Source organism: Sphingobacterium arenae (assembly GCF_014692505.1).
GTDB classification, from domain to species: domain Bacteria; phylum Bacteroidota; class Bacteroidia; order Sphingobacteriales; family Sphingobacteriaceae; genus Sphingobacterium; species Sphingobacterium arenae.
The window spans coordinates 390,406-408,405 of record NZ_JACNYK010000003.1 but is presented as its reverse complement, the minus strand read 5'-3'; the positions used below and the strand labels follow the sequence as shown (position 1 = coordinate 408,405).

At 41.1% G+C, this 18,000-nt stretch carries 15 protein-coding genes; 13 read left to right on the top strand and 2 right to left on the bottom strand.

The genetic code is table 11. The features are described from left to right. Positions 1–422 precede the first annotated feature (422 nt). Positions 423–848, top strand: coding sequence for a hypothetical protein (locus H8B17_RS14020; protein WP_190309840.1), 426 nt, complete (start codon positions 423–425; stop codon positions 846–848). A 334-nt stretch (positions 849–1,182) separates the two neighbouring features. On the opposite strand, the gene H8B17_RS20670 is transcribed toward H8B17_RS14020, so the two are convergent. Continuing rightward, the gene (locus H8B17_RS20670; protein ID WP_223816570.1) at positions 1,183–1,290 is read right to left on the bottom strand and encodes a DUF4172 domain-containing protein; all 108 of its coding nucleotides are present in this window, start codon (positions 1,288–1,290) and stop codon (positions 1,183–1,185) included. 377 nt (positions 1,291–1,667) lie between these two features. Here H8B17_RS20670 and H8B17_RS14015 point away from each other — a divergent pair, with 377 nt between their 5' ends. The 12 genes from H8B17_RS14015 (at position 1,668) to H8B17_RS13960 (ending at position 17,419) form a co-directional block, all read left to right on the top strand. Further along, complete coding sequence (locus tag H8B17_RS14015) at positions 1,668–2,351, top strand: 2'-5' RNA ligase family protein (RefSeq protein WP_190309839.1); 684 nt, start codon at positions 1,668–1,670, stop codon at positions 2,349–2,351. 343 nt (positions 2,352–2,694) lie between these two features. Next, positions 2,695–3,129, top strand: a complete 435-nt coding sequence (locus H8B17_RS14010) for a nuclear transport factor 2 family protein (RefSeq protein WP_190309838.1) — start codon at positions 2,695–2,697, stop codon at positions 3,127–3,129. A 444-nt stretch (positions 3,130–3,573) separates the two neighbouring features. Further along, positions 3,574–4,512: a hypothetical protein gene (locus H8B17_RS14005; RefSeq protein WP_190309837.1), complete on the top strand. Its 939-nt coding sequence runs from the start codon at positions 3,574–3,576 to the stop codon at positions 4,510–4,512. A gap of 4 nt (positions 4,513–4,516) precedes the next feature. Further along, entirely contained in the window at positions 4,517–5,506 is a 990-nt protein-coding gene (locus H8B17_RS14000) for a hypothetical protein (RefSeq protein WP_190309836.1), read from the top strand. A 337-nt stretch (positions 5,507–5,843) separates the two neighbouring features. Further along, positions 5,844–6,431 carry an RNA polymerase sigma factor gene (locus tag H8B17_RS13995; RefSeq protein ID WP_190309835.1) on the top strand — a complete coding sequence of 196 codons (588 nt, stop codon included), beginning with the start codon at positions 5,844–5,846 and terminating at the stop codon, positions 6,429–6,431. A gap of 97 nt (positions 6,432–6,528) precedes the next feature. Further along, entirely contained in the window at positions 6,529–7,698 is a 1,170-nt protein-coding gene (locus tag H8B17_RS13990) for a FecR family protein (protein WP_190309834.1), read from the top strand. A 168-nt stretch (positions 7,699–7,866) separates the two neighbouring features. Continuing rightward, complete coding sequence (locus tag H8B17_RS13985; RefSeq protein ID WP_223816569.1) at positions 7,867–11,223, top strand: SusC/RagA family TonB-linked outer membrane protein; 3,357 nt, start codon at positions 7,867–7,869, stop codon at positions 11,221–11,223. Between the two features lie 14 nt (positions 11,224–11,237). Next, the gene (locus H8B17_RS13980) at positions 11,238–12,704 is read left to right on the top strand and encodes a RagB/SusD family nutrient uptake outer membrane protein (RefSeq protein WP_190309833.1); all 1,467 of its coding nucleotides are present in this window, start codon (positions 11,238–11,240) and stop codon (positions 12,702–12,704) included. 19 nt (positions 12,705–12,723) lie between these two features. After that, the gene (locus tag H8B17_RS13975; RefSeq protein ID WP_190309832.1) at positions 12,724–13,575 is read left to right on the top strand and encodes a DUF4843 domain-containing protein; all 852 of its coding nucleotides are present in this window, start codon (positions 12,724–12,726) and stop codon (positions 13,573–13,575) included. Positions 13,576–13,635: 60 nt separating this feature from the next. Then, positions 13,636–15,180 carry a PKD-like family lipoprotein gene (locus tag H8B17_RS13970; RefSeq protein ID WP_190309831.1) on the top strand — a complete coding sequence of 515 codons (1,545 nt, stop codon included), beginning with the start codon at positions 13,636–13,638 and terminating at the stop codon, positions 15,178–15,180. Positions 15,181–15,206: 26 nt separating this feature from the next. Next, complete coding sequence (locus H8B17_RS13965; RefSeq protein WP_190309830.1) at positions 15,207–16,325, top strand: TlpA disulfide reductase family protein; 1,119 nt, start codon at positions 15,207–15,209, stop codon at positions 16,323–16,325. Between the two features lie 5 nt (positions 16,326–16,330). Next, a complete protein-coding gene (locus tag H8B17_RS13960; protein WP_190309829.1) occupies positions 16,331–17,419 on the top strand; it encodes a TlpA disulfide reductase family protein in 1,089 nt (362 codons plus the stop codon). 99 nt (positions 17,420–17,518) lie between these two features. Here H8B17_RS13960 and H8B17_RS13955 read toward each other — a convergent pair whose 3' ends face one another. Then, entirely contained in the window at positions 17,519–17,884 is a 366-nt protein-coding gene (locus H8B17_RS13955) for a nuclear transport factor 2 family protein (RefSeq protein ID WP_190309828.1), read from the bottom strand. Between the last annotated feature and the right edge of the window lie 116 nt (positions 17,885–18,000).

Sequence of the window (18,000 nt, the reverse complement as noted above, 5' to 3'; positions counted from 1 at the left end):
TCGTACATATCGCGTTCCTCCTTGTTTAGTTTACTATTCGCCTTTTGTAAAATTAATCAATTTATCATAAATATATCTATTTTTTGTGGCATGATAGAGCCCTTCGGGGTTCGATATAAATAACCCCAAGATGTTCGTTAAAATTCCCCCTGAATCCCTGTTGCATAGGCAGATGTCATGGAGGTAATTGCTGTTACCCTTCTATTTATAGTCGTTTATAAACGTTTAAAAACGGCTATGGATCGCCGAGGCATGGACAGAAAGGAATTGAAAATGCATTCACCGATTTTTTTACCGCAGTTACCGAGAAATGCGGGAGCTTGGTCTAATCGTTATTCGGTAAATCTGCGATCCACCCTACCTTTGAGATATCAAATAAGAAATAGAAAAAACATTATACATAACACATAAAAACTACAGATATGAAAACGACATTAAAAACTATCGCAGCAGCTTTGATCATGGTTACATCACTAAGCTCGTTTGCTTCGGAAAAAGCCAATCCTTTGAAAGACGTGGAATCAAGCATGATTCTGAATACATACCTAGAAGCGGTTACCGTGGGTAGCATCGACCTGAATAAGTTTCTTTTTGCAGATGATTTCCAGTACAGCAACGTGAACAACAATGATCGCGCAGGCAAAAAGGAATACATCAAATACCTAAAGGCCAACAAAGGCATGCAATATGACTGCGAAAGCAGCTACCAGATCCTATCGCAGGACGGCAAAGTATGCGTAGCCAAGGCAATAATGGCATTCGACAATTTTACCCGCGTAGATTATATTACCTTGAACCAGGGAAAGGACGGCTGGAAAGTGAGCAAAGTGGAAACGACTTATCCGTAGAAGAGTTTTAGATTTTTGTTTCAATAGGGACATGTCGTGAGATAATTCCCGATGTTTAGTTTAGTGAGCAAAGCCTGCGGATGCAGGCTTTGGTTTTTTTTGTATTCGTAAATACTGCATATACGACGAAGGAATTGTTAATATGTGTTAATTATACACTAAGGTGACACTATATTACCGCACTTATCGTTATATTTGTACTTCATAATTAGGTTTATAATTGGTTAGTTAGTTAAAAATCCTGGAGCTCCCCGCTTCAGGATTTTTTATTTGTTTATTACTGAACTACTGTCATTGATTAACCTTTGCTCCGGTGAAGGCTAATCTAGAGCAGCTACGAGATCCCTTGGAGATGCCGAACCTCACTTAATAGATTGAGTATCTTTTCATCTTCCCACTGGAAATCTACCCTGTTATGTCGTTCGTGTATATAGACTGCCATGATCTCAAAATTATATGCGGTAAATACAAGTATTATTTACCGCAAAAAAAGCGGAGAATAAGTTAGTTATTCTCCGCAGGCTACAATGCAGATTTTAAGATTCGGGTACCTAACAAGCTCGAGGAACTCAGTGAAGAAATTTGCGCTTTTACAAATGCAGCCGGAGGTACTGGTATACAATAATCAGCATGTTACCATTCCAGAAATGGCAAAAAGTATAAATATTACCTGACTGACATATTTTGCCATCAATACGAGTCCAATATAAACATACAAATTAAATGATATGATATAGTAGTATTGGGTATCGATAATCCCAATCGATTACCTAATTCCTTCAATTGAATAGTATATTAGCAAGCTGAATACTGATTTGTATGAACTTGACAGAACTTTATAATAACCTCTATACAAGATCGATTGACAACATTCGAAATGGGACCAATAAAATCGATCGGTTAATAGACGACAAAAATGATAAAAGACGAGGCTTAACAGTCGTGATCAGACCCAACGATAATATTCAGGAAGCGATTGCTCGCTTTCAACAGGAGTTGATGGTTATCGACAAAGAGCAGTATTATCAACCGCGCCCAGATATGCACGTAACGGTATTATCCATTATTTCGTGTTATGACGGTTTTAATCTCGGGCAGATAGAGCCTTCAAAATATATCCGCCTTTTTGAGCAAAGTGCCAAAGATATAATGGATATTGGTCTTTACTTTCAGGGGATATCTGCCTCTCCTGAGGCCGTGATGATCCAAGGGTTTCCGCTGAACGAAGGACTTGAAAGATTCAGGGATCAGTTGAGAGATAACTTTAAAGCTGCTGCATTACAGCAGACAATCGACGCCAGATACCGGTTAACTACCGCGCATATTACGGCTGTTCGGTTCCGGGAGCAAATAAAGACACCTCTGAAGTTTGCAGAACGGTTGGAAAATTACAGAGATGTCGATTTTGGTTCTTTTAAACCGAAGGAGATCGAACTGGTGTACAACGACTGGTATCAAAAACGCCATATCGTAAAAACACTTCATAAAATCTCTCTAAAATAAAGTTTACAATTGGTTAGTTAGTTAAGAGATCCTGGAGCTCCCCACTTCAGGATTTTTTTGTTCATTACCGGACACAAGCTGTTCGCCGGTGAACAACTGGAAATCCCCCTAGAAACACAAATATCTCTAAAACAACGTTTTGAACACTTGGCAATGGGCTTGCAATCCTTTTGGCATGAACAAACAGGTAGATATTTGCATTCACCGATTTTTTTACCGCAGTTACCGAGAAATGCGGGAGCTTGGTCTAATCGTTATTCGGTAAATAAGTCTGCTGCCCTACTTTTGAGATATCAAATAAGAAATAGAAAAAATAATATACCTCACATTAAAAACTACAGATATGAAAACGACATTGAAAACTATCGCAGCTGCATTGATCATGGTAACATCCTTAAGCTCCTTTGCTTCGGAGAGGCCCAATCCTTTGAAAGATGTGGAATCAAGCATGATTCTGAATACATACCTAGAAGCTGTTACCCTAGGCAGCATCGAGCTGAACAAGTTCCTTTTTACGGATGATTTCCAGTACCGCAACGTGAACAACAACGACCGTGCGGGCAAAAAGGAATACATTAAATATCTGAATGCCAACAAGGGTAACAAATATGACTGTAAGAGCAGCTACCAAATCCTGTCGCAGGACGGCAAGGTATGCGTAGCTAAAGCAACCATGACATTCGACAACTTCACCCGCGTAGATTATATTACCTTAAATCAGAGCAAAGACGGTTGGAAGGTGAGCAAGGTGGAAACGACTTATCCAGAAAAGATTTAGTTTTTGTTTCAATATGGGACATGTCGTGAGATATCTCCCTGTGTTTAGTTTAGTTAGCAAAGCCTGCGGATGCAGGCTTTGAATTTTTGTTATATTCGAATCCAATTACGAATATGTTTTCATTATTGCATATAAGTCGAGATACTTGTTAATATGTGTTAATTATACACTAAGGTGACACTATATTGCTATACTTATCGTTATATTTGTACTTCATAATTTAGGTTTATAATTGGTTAGTTAGTTAAAAATCCTGGAGCTCCCCGCTTCAGGATTTTTTTTATTATTTCAGCTCTTCTATTTCTCTAACGGTAAGTTTTGTAAATAGCGCCATCGCCTACGTGTTCGTTCTTGTTGTAATAATAAATACCTACCACTAGGTATTGTAGAATATCATAACGCTATCTAAATTAACATCCTACAAACTAAATCTTTAAATATTCTATGAAGCTAACACTTCGAAAACAAAAGCAACTCTACAAAAAGGCAGCAAAGGCCATCAAAGGTTATGCCTACAGACCAGATATCACAGATATAGAATTTGGCGTCAGGCTCACTGATGGAATTATTACGGATGAATTATGTATACGGTTTAATGTCAAAAAGAAAGAACCTCTAGAAAAATTAAAGAGCAACCTTGTCTTGCCGAAGGAAATTGCTGGATTTAAGACGGATGTAGTAGCTGTTGACAATAAACTACAGGGAGCATCATGGCCGCCACGAACTAGAATTCGTCCTCTAATCGGTGGATTGCAAATTCTGAGCGAACTTTTTGTGAGTGATCCATACGCTTATGGAACATTGGGAGCAATATTGACCATGGATGGCAGCTATGTAGGGATTACAAACTATCATGTACTATTTGGATCAGTCCCTCCGGAGATCGTTAGACAAGATTATGCGGGCAAATACAAAGTATATCAGCATTTGCCAAACCCTTCATCGGATAACAGTATTGGGATTGCCTCAACAATATTTGATCAAGCACTTGATTACGCGCTTTTTAGAATAGAAGCAGCAGTTAACCAAACCCAATCTCTGAACGGTCTTCCAGGAATAATCAATCAGATCGTATTCGTAAATCCTATTTATGGGCAAACCAAAGTAAAAAAGACGGGGACAACTACAGGTCTTACATATGGTACTGTAATAGGGCAATCGTTGATAAATCCCCCTAGGCTTAGCATTATGTTAGACCCCGAATTTCAAGACAAAAGTCGGCCGATATCATTAGATGGTGATTCTGGATCGTTGTGGATCGTAAACGATAATTCTTCTGAAATAAAAATAGTAGGTCTCCACTGTCAGGGCGATGGTGCGAATAATGCTGTTGCAATTTCATTTGACTATATATTAAACTCTGTAAAAAAACAAACTTCTTAAATTCATGAAAACTAACATTTTACTTTTTGCCACCCTCATTTTGGGAAGTAGCTGTAGTAGCTTAAGAAATTATAGCGGTACAGCAGATGCTAAGATAGTGTCTGAAAAAACAACACTAACGATTAGGCCTGTATCAACCAAAACAAATAAAAATCAGATGGCTGGTATTGCTGGAATTGCTGCGACAATCGGTCCCACTTTAATTGACTTTGGGGTTAAAAGTGTTCAGCAAAAACTGAAATCAGACGCGCTCAAATATACGGGCTCGTATAAAGCATTTAATTCAGCAGAGAATTTTCGAATTACATCACAGGAAATCGCTTTGCCAGGACTTGAGCTCACAAGGGACATTGTATTAGGTACCCAATCGTTAGAAGAAAAACCCATCACAGCGGTTTCATTTAAACTAATCCCTATTCAATCTGCGGATCAAACGGCGTTCAGATATCGTCTTGATAGTACTTCCTTCAATTACAATTACTCCATTGCCAAATTAAAAGGAAATTCACGTTTTGTAGATCTCACAGTAGAGATTAAGGTCAAAAGCCTTTCTATTGCTTCAGGGGAATACAAACTAAATGATATCAGGACGGTATCTATGAATATTCCTATGGTGAGAGTTGGGAAGCCAACGGTAGCAAATAATATATATAGTGGATGGATTCCTATACTCCCTAAATCGGTGATTACCAAGACAGATACGACCGATGTAACAGATACCAAAATCACCACAAAGAGTGAAGGAACAAAACCTTCAATAACAACTACGGAAAAAGTGGTTACGAAAGATGTCGTAAAACAAAAGGTACAACCAATCAACATCAATACGGGCTTGTACGAAGTAGAGGTGGTGGTAACTGAGGTCAACCCTGCTAAAATAAAGGCTGAACAACGTGCTGCATTTGTAGAAGCAACTAGTGAATCAGGAACAGCTGTTCTTAAATCTATACTTGAGGTATTGACTAAAGAAAAGGAAACGGAGGGAGAAGAATAGAAATCAGAGTAATGTTTGAATCGCTGTATCAGCTAACGCAGCAAGTACGGAGGCACAAACGTCATCCATTTGTCAATATGTGTCCTATATACACCAATGAGATACAAAAGCTACAGCTTTTGTCGTTATATCTGTACTTCATAATTTAGGTTTATAATTGGTTAGTTAGTTAAAAATCCTGGAGTTCCCCGCTTCAGGATTTTTTTGTTTACCGATTTTTTTGCCGCATTTATCAAGAAATGTGGGAGTTCGTTGTCGAATATTGCGTGCCACGTAATAATAATTGCATATAAAAGCAAATATATATAAGTTTGTAAGGCAAGCAGATACATACTAAATGGTGGATTACAAGGTTTACGACGACCAGGACTTGGTGCAGTTTATGCGTAGTGGAGATGAGCGTGTCTTAGTGGAGATATACGACCGCTATTGGGAAAAAATGTTGGCTGTTGCGTTTAATCGATTAGGTAATCTAGAAGAAGCGGAGGAATGCGTTCAGGACGTATTATGCAAATTATGGAAGTTGCGCAATGATTTCTCCTTAGCCAAAGATGAACTTGCATACTATTTAGCTCGCGCAGTACGTAATCAATCATTTAATATTTTAGATCGCCGCTACCGCGAACGTCAAAAGGCAGAAGGTTATACTCCTATTGAAATGATAAACCTACACACGCCGGAACGCGAGCTGATTGTGCGTGAGTTAGCACAACAAATAGACAAGGCGATTCATTCTTTGCCTGCACAATGCAAATTGGTATTCACCTTAAGCCGACACGAGGGTCTTTCTACAAAGCAAATTGCCGAAAAACTTCAACTTTCTGAAAATACTGTTAAGTCTCATTTGAAAAAAGCGAATAAAGACATCCGTAATAACACGGAATTATTAACCACGATCATATTTATCCCTATTTTTTTTCAATAATCTATCCTTTAAAAACCAATTTTTTAAAAAAAATGTAGTTCCGACTCACCCGGATCACGTATTTTTCTGTCTATATAGATAAACAGGCAGAATAAAGATGATCCACGATCCTAAATATATTGAGCAATTAGTTTATAAGTTCAAAAACGGCAGCATTGACTCTTATGAGCTACAAGTTTTAATCGATTGGTATAATAGCCATGATGACACCTTGGTTACTATACCTTTATCTGATGATGAAAAAAGTCACCATCAGATAAAGACCCGGATGCTTGATGGCCTGCTTTCAAAAATTCAAGAAGATAAACCTACACCCTACCCTCGTTCTAATATTCGAAAGCTTTATTGGGCTGCTGCTGTGGCAATATTAATTATATTTATAGGCATTTGGACCAACCATGTTTATGTAAACAAAGGGGTAGAACCTGCTACATTGGTTCGTACGACAATTGAGCCGGGAGGCAACAAGGCTACACTTACCTTGACCGACGGCAGACAGATTAATCTTAGTACTTCACAGGATGGCATTATTGTCAACAACGGTATCACCTACGGCGATGGTACAACTTTGCAAGAAAACGGATTATTAGATGATGCCAACGACAAGGTCGCAAAGTTGGTATTACAGACTCCACGGGGTGGCACTTATCGGGTTACCTTGCCTGATGGCACCCTGGTGTGGTTAAATGCAGCTTCTAAGTTAACCTACCCTACCCATTTTACGAATGAACAACGTGTTGTCGAGCTAGAAGGCGAAGCCTACTTTGATGTGCAGTCGGCATATCGAAATGATGGATCAAAAAAACCTTTTAAGGTGATCAGCAGCCAGCAAGAGATTGACGTATTGGGTACACAATTCAATATCTCCGCCTACCCTGATCAAACGTCGAGCAAAACCACGCTCATCGAAGGTAAAATAGCGTTGACAGACCAACACAAGCAGATGTTATTGTCACCAGGCGATCAGGCTGTAACAACGCATCTAGGCACACGTGTTCAACAGGTTGATGCAGGTAATTACGTCGCCTGGCGCGACGGAAAGTTTAGCTTTGATGGTAAATCTTTTTCCGACGTAATGACTGAAATTGGGCATTGGTATGATCTGACCATTGTCTATGAAGGACAAGTGCCAGCCGTCGAGTTAGCAGGCGATGCCTTCCGTAACCAGAACATAAGTCTTGTGCTGCGCGTACTCGACGTCGCCGACATTAATTATAGCCTAGATCCTGTCCAGCGCAAACTTATCATTAAAGGAAAGAAAATATAACACTTAAAAATCTAAATGCCTATGAAATAATACGAATAATCAATCCGAACAGATTGTACGTAAAATCAAAAAAGAAGGAAAGGACGGCGATCCTTTCCTCTGCGATCTGATTTACGACAATTACCTAAACAAGCAATATAGCACCAACCAAAATCAACGGTAAAATTAATGAATATAAATTACTTAACACGAGTGATGAAGATCGCCATGTTCTTAACCATAGCTGGGCTGTTAACAGTAAGTGCGTCTAGCTATTCTCAGCAGATTACGCTAAAAGGAAAAAACATTCCCTTTGCACGTATTGTAGAGGCTATTCGGCAGCAAACAGGCTATACTGTATTTAGTTCTAAAAGTTTGTTGGAAGAAGCCAAACCCGTCACTGTTGATGTGCGGGGCATGCAATTAGTGGATTTTTTGGGGGAAATTACAGCCGATCAATCTATCGCTTATCAGCTGGAAGACAAAACCATTTCCTTTTCCCAGAAAGCGAAATCCAGGCCCGCCCCCCAGATCCCTAAAGCGAACGTTCAGCAGTTCTTTATTGTAGGAACTGTACAGCACTCGGAAACCAAAGCGTATCTGGAAGGTGTTACCGTACAGATCAAAGGGACTCAGCTGAGCAGCAGTACCGATAGCAAGGGACGCTTTAGACTCATCCTGCCAAACGGAACTGGGAAAACATATTTAGTTTTCACCTGCATTGGAATGAAAACCTTGGAAATGGAGTATAAAGGGCAAGAAAGCTTGTCCGCCCAATTGGAACCTGCTGCCAGTGCGATCAAAGATGTGGTGATTACAGGGATCTATGAACGTAAAAAAGAAAGTTTTACGGGGTCATCGACTACGTATACGGCAAAAGAGCTGCAGGTGGTAGGCAATCAAAATGTTCTTCAAAGTTTAAAAACATTAGACCCCTCCTTTGCTGTCATCGATAACAATCAATTTGGATCGGATCCCAACCGTATGGCCAACATCGAAATACGCGGCAAAAGCAGTGTTATTGGTTTAACCGACGAATTTAGCTCGGATCCAAATCAGCCGTTGTTTATTCTTGATGGTTTCGAGAGTACGTTACAGATCATCAGCGATCTGAGTATGGATCGCGTCGAAAGCATCACTTTATTAAAAGATGCTTCTGCTACGGCTATCTATGGTTCAAAGGCTGCAAACGGTGTGGTTGTTGTCGAGACGAAACGACCGGAACCTGGGCAACTACGCATCAATTACAACTTAAATGGCTCGGTCAATTTCGCAGATTTAACGGACTATAATTTAATGAATGCGGAAGAAAAGCTGCAATTCGAACTTTTATCGGGCTTCTACGGTTTGTTGAATGAAGACGGTAATCTCATAGTGGGTGCCAACTCCGCCAGTGAGGCGAATTATAATAACCGTTTAAAGGAAGTTCGTCGGGGTGTGAATACCTACTGGCCCAATGAGCCGTTGCGCACCACGCTGAACCAGCGACACACGCTGTTTGCTGAAGGAGGTGATGCCAATCTAAGATATAGCGCATCGATCAATCATGGTCTTAACAAAGGTGTGATGAAGGGGTCTGATCGACAAGCGACTAATGGTAATATACGCCTGCTCTATCGTAAAGGAAACATTTCTGTTAATAACTCGCTGAGCATAGATAATATACGCGCAAACCGCGAGAGCGTAAGTTTCGCTAGCTTCTCTCGAGCCAACCCCTATTATCGTAAATACGATGCAGATGGCCGTCCCAATATGCTTCTGGAAAGCTACATTTATAATAATGCTAATTTCCAACCGCAAACGGTCAATGTTTATAGTCCCTTGTATGATCAAGAAAATCTAAATATAGACCTAGAGGAAACACAGGGTTTTACCAATAACTTCGAAATAGAATGGCGGATAATGGAATCGTTACGAGCACGTGGTCGCTTCGGTATTCGTAGTATGAGTATCAATCGGGAGCAATTCCGCTCCCCTTTCAATACGGAATTTATAGAAATAGATGTTCTGGAGAGAGGACGCTATAATGAATCGAATGGAAAAAACGTGAATTATGATGGTGATTTCAGTTTGACCTACGGAAAGCTATTAGCAGATAAGCACATGGTAAATGCAGTTGCCGGTGCGCGGATGGAGCAAAATAAACGTCACCAAAGTTCCTTCGGTGCAGCGGGTTTTATCGATGATGAATTTTCTAATCCCAGTTTTGCATTAGGGTATTATATACAGCAGCAACCTCATTATGAGGAAGCGGTACGGAGAGGTGCAAGTTTTTTCCTGAATACAGGATACGCCTACGATCAGCGCTATTTGTTTGATGCGACCTTACGATCTGACGGATCATCTGTTTTTGGATCTGAAAGACAGTTTTCTACCATCTGGTCTACGGGAGTAGCTTGGAATGCACATAATGAACATTTCATCAAAGATGGTGCCTTGAGCTGGATTAACCAACTCCGTATTCGTGGATCGATTGGTAATCCGGGTAATCAAAATTTTGACAATTATATCTCGATGCGGCTCTACCGCTATAACAACGAGAATCGCAATCCTTTTGGTGCCAGCACGATAATTAGCAACATGGGAAATAGGAGTCTGCGATGGCAAACTACCTTAGATCGTAACGTCGGTCTTGATCTAACGGTATTGGATAACCGGTTAAGGATCAATGCGGATTACTTTGTTAAAAATACCGATCCGCTACTCGTTTTTGTATCCCTGCCATCGTCGACTGGAGTAAGTAAAGTGGCACAAAACATCGGCGAACAAGTAACACATGGTTTCACTTTAATAACGGATTATACGGTACTAAAACGAAGTCAACTAAATTGGCGGATTAATCTTAACCTACGTCAGCTAAAGGCTCAATACCGTAATATGGGGAATCAATTGGCTAACTTTAATGAAGCCAATAAGAGCCGAAATCTTGTCCGCTATTACGATGGCGGAAGCCCTTCGGATCTTTGGGCCGTCCGTTCGGCGGGTATAGACCCGGCTACAGGGAGAGAAATATTCCTGAATCGCAATAATGAACAGACCTTTGTACATAACTATCAGGATGAGGTCATCGTCGGAAACAGCGACCCAGATCTTGAAGGTGTAATCGGGACAAATTTTTTCTACAAAGGTTTTACAGCTTCTGCCTACTTAAGGTACCGTATCGGCGGGCAAGCTTTTATGCAAACGCTTTATGAGAAGGTGGAGAACATATCTCGGGCTAATGTAACCCTAAATCAAGATAAACGTGCGCTTTATGAACGCTGGCAGAAGCCGGGAGATGTAGCTCGTTTCAAAAGCATTGCTCTTACTGAGACGACACCGATGTCATCTCGTTTTGTGGAAGATAACAATCAACTCATTGGGGAATCATTTTCGTTGGGTTATGAAAATACCAATGCCGCTTGGTTACAATCTATACGTGCGTCGTCCGTGACGTTTAGGGCGTATATGAATGATATTTTCCATCTATCGACCATAAAGAATGAACGTGGTATTGATTACCCATTTGCGCGATCGGTAGCCTTTTCGGCAGCAGTTCGATTTTAATTGATAAGTATAATATGAAAACAATACACACAATATATATTTTCCTGGTATTAAGCTTGTTGACCCATTCGTGTAGTAAATGGATAGATGTAAAGCCTACCGATCGGCTGGATGAAGATCAACTGTTTATAAACCGGGAAGGCTACCTGAAAGCATTAAATGGCGTATATGTTGAAATGGCTCATACGGCACTTTACGGGCAGGCCATGACGACCGGAGCAATAGACGTACTTGGGCAGTATTATTTTATGAGTAGTTCTACGCATAACTATTACAGATATGCTACGTTCGCCTATACGGAAAGCGACGTAAAAACTACGTTTGATAAAGCCTGGCAAAAGGCTTATGAATTAATTGCTAACTGCAATGTTATTTTAGAGAAGTGCGGTAATGAGCCTAGTGATATCCTCCCTCAGCCGTATTACGGCATTATTAAGGGGGAGACTTTGGCCTTGCGCGCCATGCTGCATTTGGATATGTTGCGCTTGTTCGGACCGATCTATACGGACGAAAACAAGGCAACTTTGGCTATCCCTTACGTTAATAAAACCGGATACGATATAACGCCTTTACTTGGATCTGAAGAGATAATGACACATGTCGTGGCTGATCTTGAAGCTGCTATATTACTAATGGAAGATACCGATCCTATACGCACAGAAGGTGTCCGCAATGGGGCTAATCCTTCGGGTTCTAATGACCTCTATTATCGCCAATATCGTCTAAATTACTATGCCACCAAGGCGCTACTGGCACGCGCATACTTATGGCAAAACAATAAAGTAGATGCGCTGAGGCAAGCTGCAGAGGTACTGGATGAGGTATTTGCTGCCGACCAGACGGTTTTTCCTTTCGTTACATTCGCACAAGCGACCGATCCGACGACGCCAGATCGCGTGTTTAGTTCGGAGGTAATGTTTGCATTGTATGACATCAATCGGAAACTGATGTATGACAGGCTCTTCAGTGTAAACCTAACGCCGGCGAACAAGTTATCGTTTAGTGCTGGCGACGAGGACGAGCGGCGCGTCGACGACATGTACGATGATGGGAACGACTACCGCAAGCGAATTTGGCAAACGGCATCTAACGCGACGGAATCTGCTACAACCAATATGAAATATGCTGATATCGTGGACGGTCCGGGAAGGTATATGATTCCGCTGATCCGGGTTTCCGAATTACTACTGATTGCCGCAGAATGCCACCCCGACTTAACGATCGCAACGGAGTACCTTAACGTATTAAGAACTGCTCGAAATACAGTCGACCTCGTACCTGCGACGGAAGCAGCCCTAAAGTTAGAAATCGGTAAAGAATACCGAAGGGAAATGATCGGCGAAGGGCAACAGTTCTTTTTTTACAAACGAAATGCCTACCAGTCGATACCTAATCACGCGACAATAACGGGTGTCAAAACAATGGTTTTGAATAATTACACCGTTCCGCTACCCGATAGTGAAACCTCTCAACGAAACTAATCTCACGAAATATTGCGATATGAAAAAAATATTAATGTATATCCTACTTTTTCAAACGGCAGCATTCCTGAGTTGCGAAAAAGAATTAATGGATTATGAAGGACGTGAAGGCGTCTATTTTGCTGTGCAACATGGCGACAGCAATCGGTCTCCGGAATCTTGGCCTTATCAGCCTTACTCCAATGTAGATTTTGTAAGGATTGGACTCGATGAGGTTGAGATTCCAATAAAAATTGGTATTACAGGACCTGTAAAAGAATATGATCGCGTCTTTTATATAGATGTAAATCCTGATTCGACAACGGCTATCCTGAATCAGCATTATGAAGCAATTGCACGTGACTGGGTTATTCCTGCAGGGGCAATATCCACGACAGTTAAGGTGCACTTAAAGCGCACACCGGATCTGGAAGAAGAGCCGAAAACGTTGGGCCTTCGTTTAACTGGCAGTAATGACCTTGCATTGTCTTTCCCCGAATGGGACGCCATCCCCTCTCTTGACGGCGGTGCTACTGTTGAAGAGTTTGACGCCAGCTTACATACGTTGAGGATAAATGACATTATGGTCGAACCGGAGATCTGGCGAGGTTCGATACAAAGTGGAAACCGTGAAAGCGGACTATTTGGTGCCTTCACTCGGAAAAAAATGGAGTTTTTGATTGATAATCTGGGGTTAACCTACGAAGACTTTGCGAGCGAGGAAACCATGCCACTAGCACGCTCGCTGCTTATTGGAAGCGATGCTTCAAAGATCTTAATCGAACGCTACAATGCAGGCGATCCGATATTAGAAGATGATGGTCGGCTCATGTTTATTGGTAGTGTTCCTTGGACCTCTTATATCGGCGTTCCATGGGTTCCTGGCCCATAATCATAACGATAGGAGACGTACATATTTTAGCATTTTCATATTAACAATAATTGAAATTTAATGAAATTACTTTTTTACTTCATAGCAGTTTTGTCTTTCCTGACAATAGCGTCTTGTAGCAAAGATTTGGGGAATTACGAATATTCAGCTATTAATGAGTTGACAATCCTGGATGTGGAAAGCGAATACATACTGCGTACGGGTATAGACACATTACATATTCACCCCGATATCGAAGCAACTAAACATGACGAAGATACAGGAGACTACAGCTATTTGTGGATACTGAAAAGGGAAGGAAAAACAGTTCGTGATACGATCGGTCGCGGACGTGATCTCGATTATGCCGTACGACTGGAGCCGGGGGAATTCGATCTGTATTACAGGGCGTTTGATAAGAAGACAGGCGTCACTTGGATTGCGAATACACGTCTTATCGTTAGCACCGCTTATTCCAGAGGTTTACTCATTATCGGAGAAGACGAACAAGGTTTTGCCGAGGCAGAAATGCTCACCATGCTACCAGATACGGTTCATATCAGGCGAATTCTTTCTACAAGCGGGCTTCCTCCCCTAAAAGATCCGATCAGCCTAGTACACACGGGTGGGAGCGCAAATTATAGAAAGCTATGGGCTTTTACCAAATCCGGTTCCTACTATCTTGATCGCTCGACACTAACTGCTACGACGAGCAATAATTTCAGTCGGATGTTATATATATCAGAAAACATAGACCCGGAGACATTACATCCCGTCGTCGTAGCACCTCAAATACGGACAGCGGCCGGCGCTATTGGAAGTAGCTTGTATCGGGCAATGGTAACCTCAGGCGGTGATGTATTTGCTGGCGCACCAATTATATCTGGAGGAGATTTTTTCAACAATCCGATTAATCGATTGGCATCCGCACCCGAGGTACGAATTCCAGCCGCTCCCTATTTACTCTACCCTATTGGCAGCATGAGCTCGATAATGTGGTACGACACGCAAAACCAACGCTTTCTTAACTATACCGGTATAGCGGTAGCTACATCTTCAACGATTTTACCGGATGACGGTGGACCGTTCCCCTGGAACCAACCGGCAGGACGAACGTTAGTGTATGCCGAAAATACGCGAAATAACGACGGGTCATCTACCAATGGAAACTCGTTTGCGATTATGAAGGATGCAGATAATACACATCTTGTCTATAAGTTTTATGCGAACGGGACCAACCCTGGTAAGCGTGCTGCATATATGATAAAAGCGCTTGCTACAGATTTTGATAAGGCTGAATTTTATGCTTTTTCTTCCAACCGCAGTGTGATCTTCTACTCGGTAAAAAATAAGTTATATGCATATGACTATAATCCTGGTTTCGAAAAAATTTATACTTATCCTGACCTTAGTACAGATGAAATCACCATGTTGAAGTTCGACACACAGATTGACCATTTATCGAACAGCTTATATATCGCTACCTATAACAGCGAAACAAAAGGTACGTTACGTCGCTTCCTTGTGGGGACTAATCCGAATGTCGTGGAACTATTACCTCAAGAAAACAGCACTTGGACAGATATGATTAAGGTAAAAGACATCAATTGGCGAGCAGTAAATTAATTAAAAACATTATAAAAAAAATAAACATGAAACGAACACAAATTTGGGTATTTATCGCAATTTTATGCGGGCCGGTAGCGTCCTTTTCTCAAAGTGGCGATTTTACTATTAAAGGCAAAGCCAATCCAAGGCACAATGATAAGTTCATCAAGTTGTACTACGTTAACGATACGACCAAAATCACAGATAGCGTGATGGTAAAGAACGGTCGTTTCAAAATACAAGGGCACGTAATTTCGCCTACCGTTGGCAAGCTAGGTATTCAGGAGGGACAAACTGTCGATTTCATTGATCTGTTTCTGTCAAAAGGAACCATTCGTGTATCTGCAAAAGATTCTATTCGTTATGCTCAGGTTAGTGGCACAAAAATGGCAGAAGCACACGAGCGATTGGCGAAACAAATAAGGCCTTCAGAAACCAAGCTCTTCGATGGGTTGAACACGTTTAAAATGATGCCAGAGGGTGAAGAAAAGAAAGCATATTTAGCAAAATTGATACCGGAGATCAGTAAGCAACACAGCGCTAAGCAGAAAATAGTTCATGAATTTGTATCGGAAAACCCCACTTCTTACGTCGCTCTTTATTATCTCGATAAAACGGCACAGGGCAGATTGGCCAACTATGAGACCACCTATCCGTATTTTGAAAAATTGAGTACCGAATTGAAGGAGACTGTACTTGGGAAGCAATTAGAAGAACGATTACTTGCCGCCAAAGGTCAGTTGACAGGAACAATCTATAAAGACTTTTCTTCTACTACGCCACAGGGCAATGCCCTTAGTCTAAAGGAAATCGTTACTAAAAATAAATTTACGTTGGTCGATTTCTGGGCCAGCTGGTGCGGCCCGTGTCGCAAAGAAAATCCACATGTAGTGGAAGCATATAACGCGTTTAAAGACAAAGGATTTACGGTGCTCAGTGTTTCGCTAGACGATGACGAAAGTCGGTGGAAAGCTGCCATTGAGCAGGATGGGATGCCTTGGTATCATGTATCAAGCCTTAAAGGATGGAAGGAACCCGCGGCTGCACTATATGGTGTGCGGGCCATTCCACAAAACATATTGATTGATGGCAAGGGAAAGATTGTTGCATCTAATCTTCGTGGCGAAGCCTTGTTTAATAAGATTCAGGAACTGCTAAAATAAGTAAGATGCGTAGATTTAAAAACTTAAAATCACTATCTGTGCTGTGGTTCGGCTTATTCGTGCTAAATACGGGGATTGCACAGGAAACTTTCCAGCTTAAAGGAAATTTATCAAGTCCTGTGACGGAAGGTAGCGTAGTTTTGTTGGCGTACCATAACGGAAAATCGTTTAAAAATGATACGACACGTATCCGTCAAGGTCACTTCGAACTGAAAGGAACTGTCGGAAAACCTGTGAAGGCCCTTCTTTTCATCGGTTATTCTAAAGAAGAAGAAGCAAAAACAAAGAAAAGAGGTGAAACCATTCATCTTTATCTAGATTCAGGAATAACAACTATAAAAGGAGAACGTTTAGCAACTGCCACTATAACAGGAAGCGCTGCACAACGTGATTTCGCTATGCTTCAGCAGAGCCTTGAATCTATCGGTTGGACGGTTATGGGCAAAAAAGAAGATCTCATCCTCGCAAAAAGAGATAGTGTTCACCTAGCCTTCTTAAAGTCCTATCCTGCTTCTCAGGTTTCGTTCGACTTAATGAAAGAAATAGGCAGACCCAATCTCTTAGCGGAACGATACAATGAGATGTCTGAAATATACAACAATCTATCAGAGGAATGGCGCGATTCCCAAGATGGACAGCGGGTTGGCAGATTGTTACTTGGTGCTAAAAAATTAGGCATAGGAAAGGATGCTATTGATTTTACGATGAACGACGTGTCGGGCAATCCGATCAGCCTGTCTGATTTTCGTGGTCAATATGTACTTCTAGACTTCTGGGCTTCTTGGTGTATACCCTGTCGTGCCGAAAATCCACAACTTGTCAAAGCATATGAGAAATTTAAAGACAAAAACTTTACGATACTCGGCGTCTCCCTCGATAAAGAAAGTGGTAAACAAAAATGGCTTGACGCGATCGAAAAGGATGGTCTTCCCTGGATTCACGTATCTGATTTAAAAGGCTTTGATAATGCCGCTGCCAAAAGCTATGGCGTACAGTCCATTCCTATAAATTATCTTATCGATCCTGAGGGTAAGATTGTTGCAGTCGGTCTACGGGGGGAACAATTAATCCGCCACTTGGAAAAAACACTGTAAAAATCTGTCTTATTGCATACAAGAAGGTGTCCCAAAAGGTCACCTTCTTTTTTATGGTATTAATTTTTTGGTTTCGGTTCTTGACGTCTTTTTATGCTATCAGATTTTTCTGCTATCGATCACGTAAGATTCGATTTTAACGATCTTGTTATTTCTAAAATGATACACATCACAGAAATGTCCATTATATTCCGTTCCGTCTTTTAGCTTACCGGTGCTTTTGCCTTGCACAGACGCCGTTTCACCTTCGACTACAATAGTACCAAATTCGAATCCGGTATGTTCGGGCATACCGCTATCGTCCATGTCAAACACTTCCTTTTTACCATTCATTGTGGTATGTCCAGAAGAGGAGGTAAACATCTCCCAAACGACGTCGTCCGCTAAATAGTCCATGAAGCTTTCCATATTTCCCTCTTCAAAAAGCGTGTTGATTTTTTCGACCAATTTTCTTGTATTTTCCATAATCGATAAACAGCTTATTAAAATAATTGTTCTGATGGACTGTTCAAGTTACGTAGAGAATGGTATTGTAATGTTAATATTTGTTAAATTGATGTTATGAAAATAAAAACGGCACA

Bases quoted from the DNA above. Each gene is read 5' to 3' on its own strand.
- H8B17_RS14020 (WP_190309840.1), top strand. From the start codon at position 423: ATGAAAACGACATTAAAAACTATCGCAGCAGCTTTGATCATGGTTACA.
- H8B17_RS20670 (WP_223816570.1), bottom strand. From the start codon at position 1,290: ATGGCAGTCTATATACACGAACGACATAACAGGGTAGATTTCCAGTGG.
- H8B17_RS14015 (WP_190309839.1), top strand. From the start codon at position 1,668: ATGAACTTGACAGAACTTTATAATAACCTCTATACAAGATCGATTGAC.
- H8B17_RS14010 (WP_190309838.1), top strand. From the start codon at position 2,695: ATGAAAACGACATTGAAAACTATCGCAGCTGCATTGATCATGGTAACA.
- H8B17_RS14005 (WP_190309837.1), top strand. From the start codon at position 3,574: ATGAAGCTAACACTTCGAAAACAAAAGCAACTCTACAAAAAGGCAGCA.
- H8B17_RS14000 (WP_190309836.1), top strand. From the start codon at position 4,517: ATGAAAACTAACATTTTACTTTTTGCCACCCTCATTTTGGGAAGTAGC.
- H8B17_RS13995 (WP_190309835.1), top strand. From the start codon at position 5,844: ATGGTGGATTACAAGGTTTACGACGACCAGGACTTGGTGCAGTTTATG.
- H8B17_RS13990 (WP_190309834.1), top strand. From the start codon at position 6,529: ATGATCCACGATCCTAAATATATTGAGCAATTAGTTTATAAGTTCAAA.
- H8B17_RS13985 (WP_223816569.1), top strand. From the start codon at position 7,867: ATGAATATAAATTACTTAACACGAGTGATGAAGATCGCCATGTTCTTA.
- H8B17_RS13980 (WP_190309833.1), top strand. From the start codon at position 11,238: ATGAAAACAATACACACAATATATATTTTCCTGGTATTAAGCTTGTTG.
- H8B17_RS13975 (WP_190309832.1), top strand. From the start codon at position 12,724: ATGAAAAAAATATTAATGTATATCCTACTTTTTCAAACGGCAGCATTC.
- H8B17_RS13970 (WP_190309831.1), top strand. From the start codon at position 13,636: ATGAAATTACTTTTTTACTTCATAGCAGTTTTGTCTTTCCTGACAATA.
- H8B17_RS13965 (WP_190309830.1), top strand. From the start codon at position 15,207: ATGAAACGAACACAAATTTGGGTATTTATCGCAATTTTATGCGGGCCG.
- H8B17_RS13960 (WP_190309829.1), top strand. From the start codon at position 16,331: ATGCGTAGATTTAAAAACTTAAAATCACTATCTGTGCTGTGGTTCGGC.
- H8B17_RS13955 (WP_190309828.1), bottom strand. From the start codon at position 17,884: ATGGAAAATACAAGAAAATTGGTCGAAAAAATCAACACGCTTTTTGAA.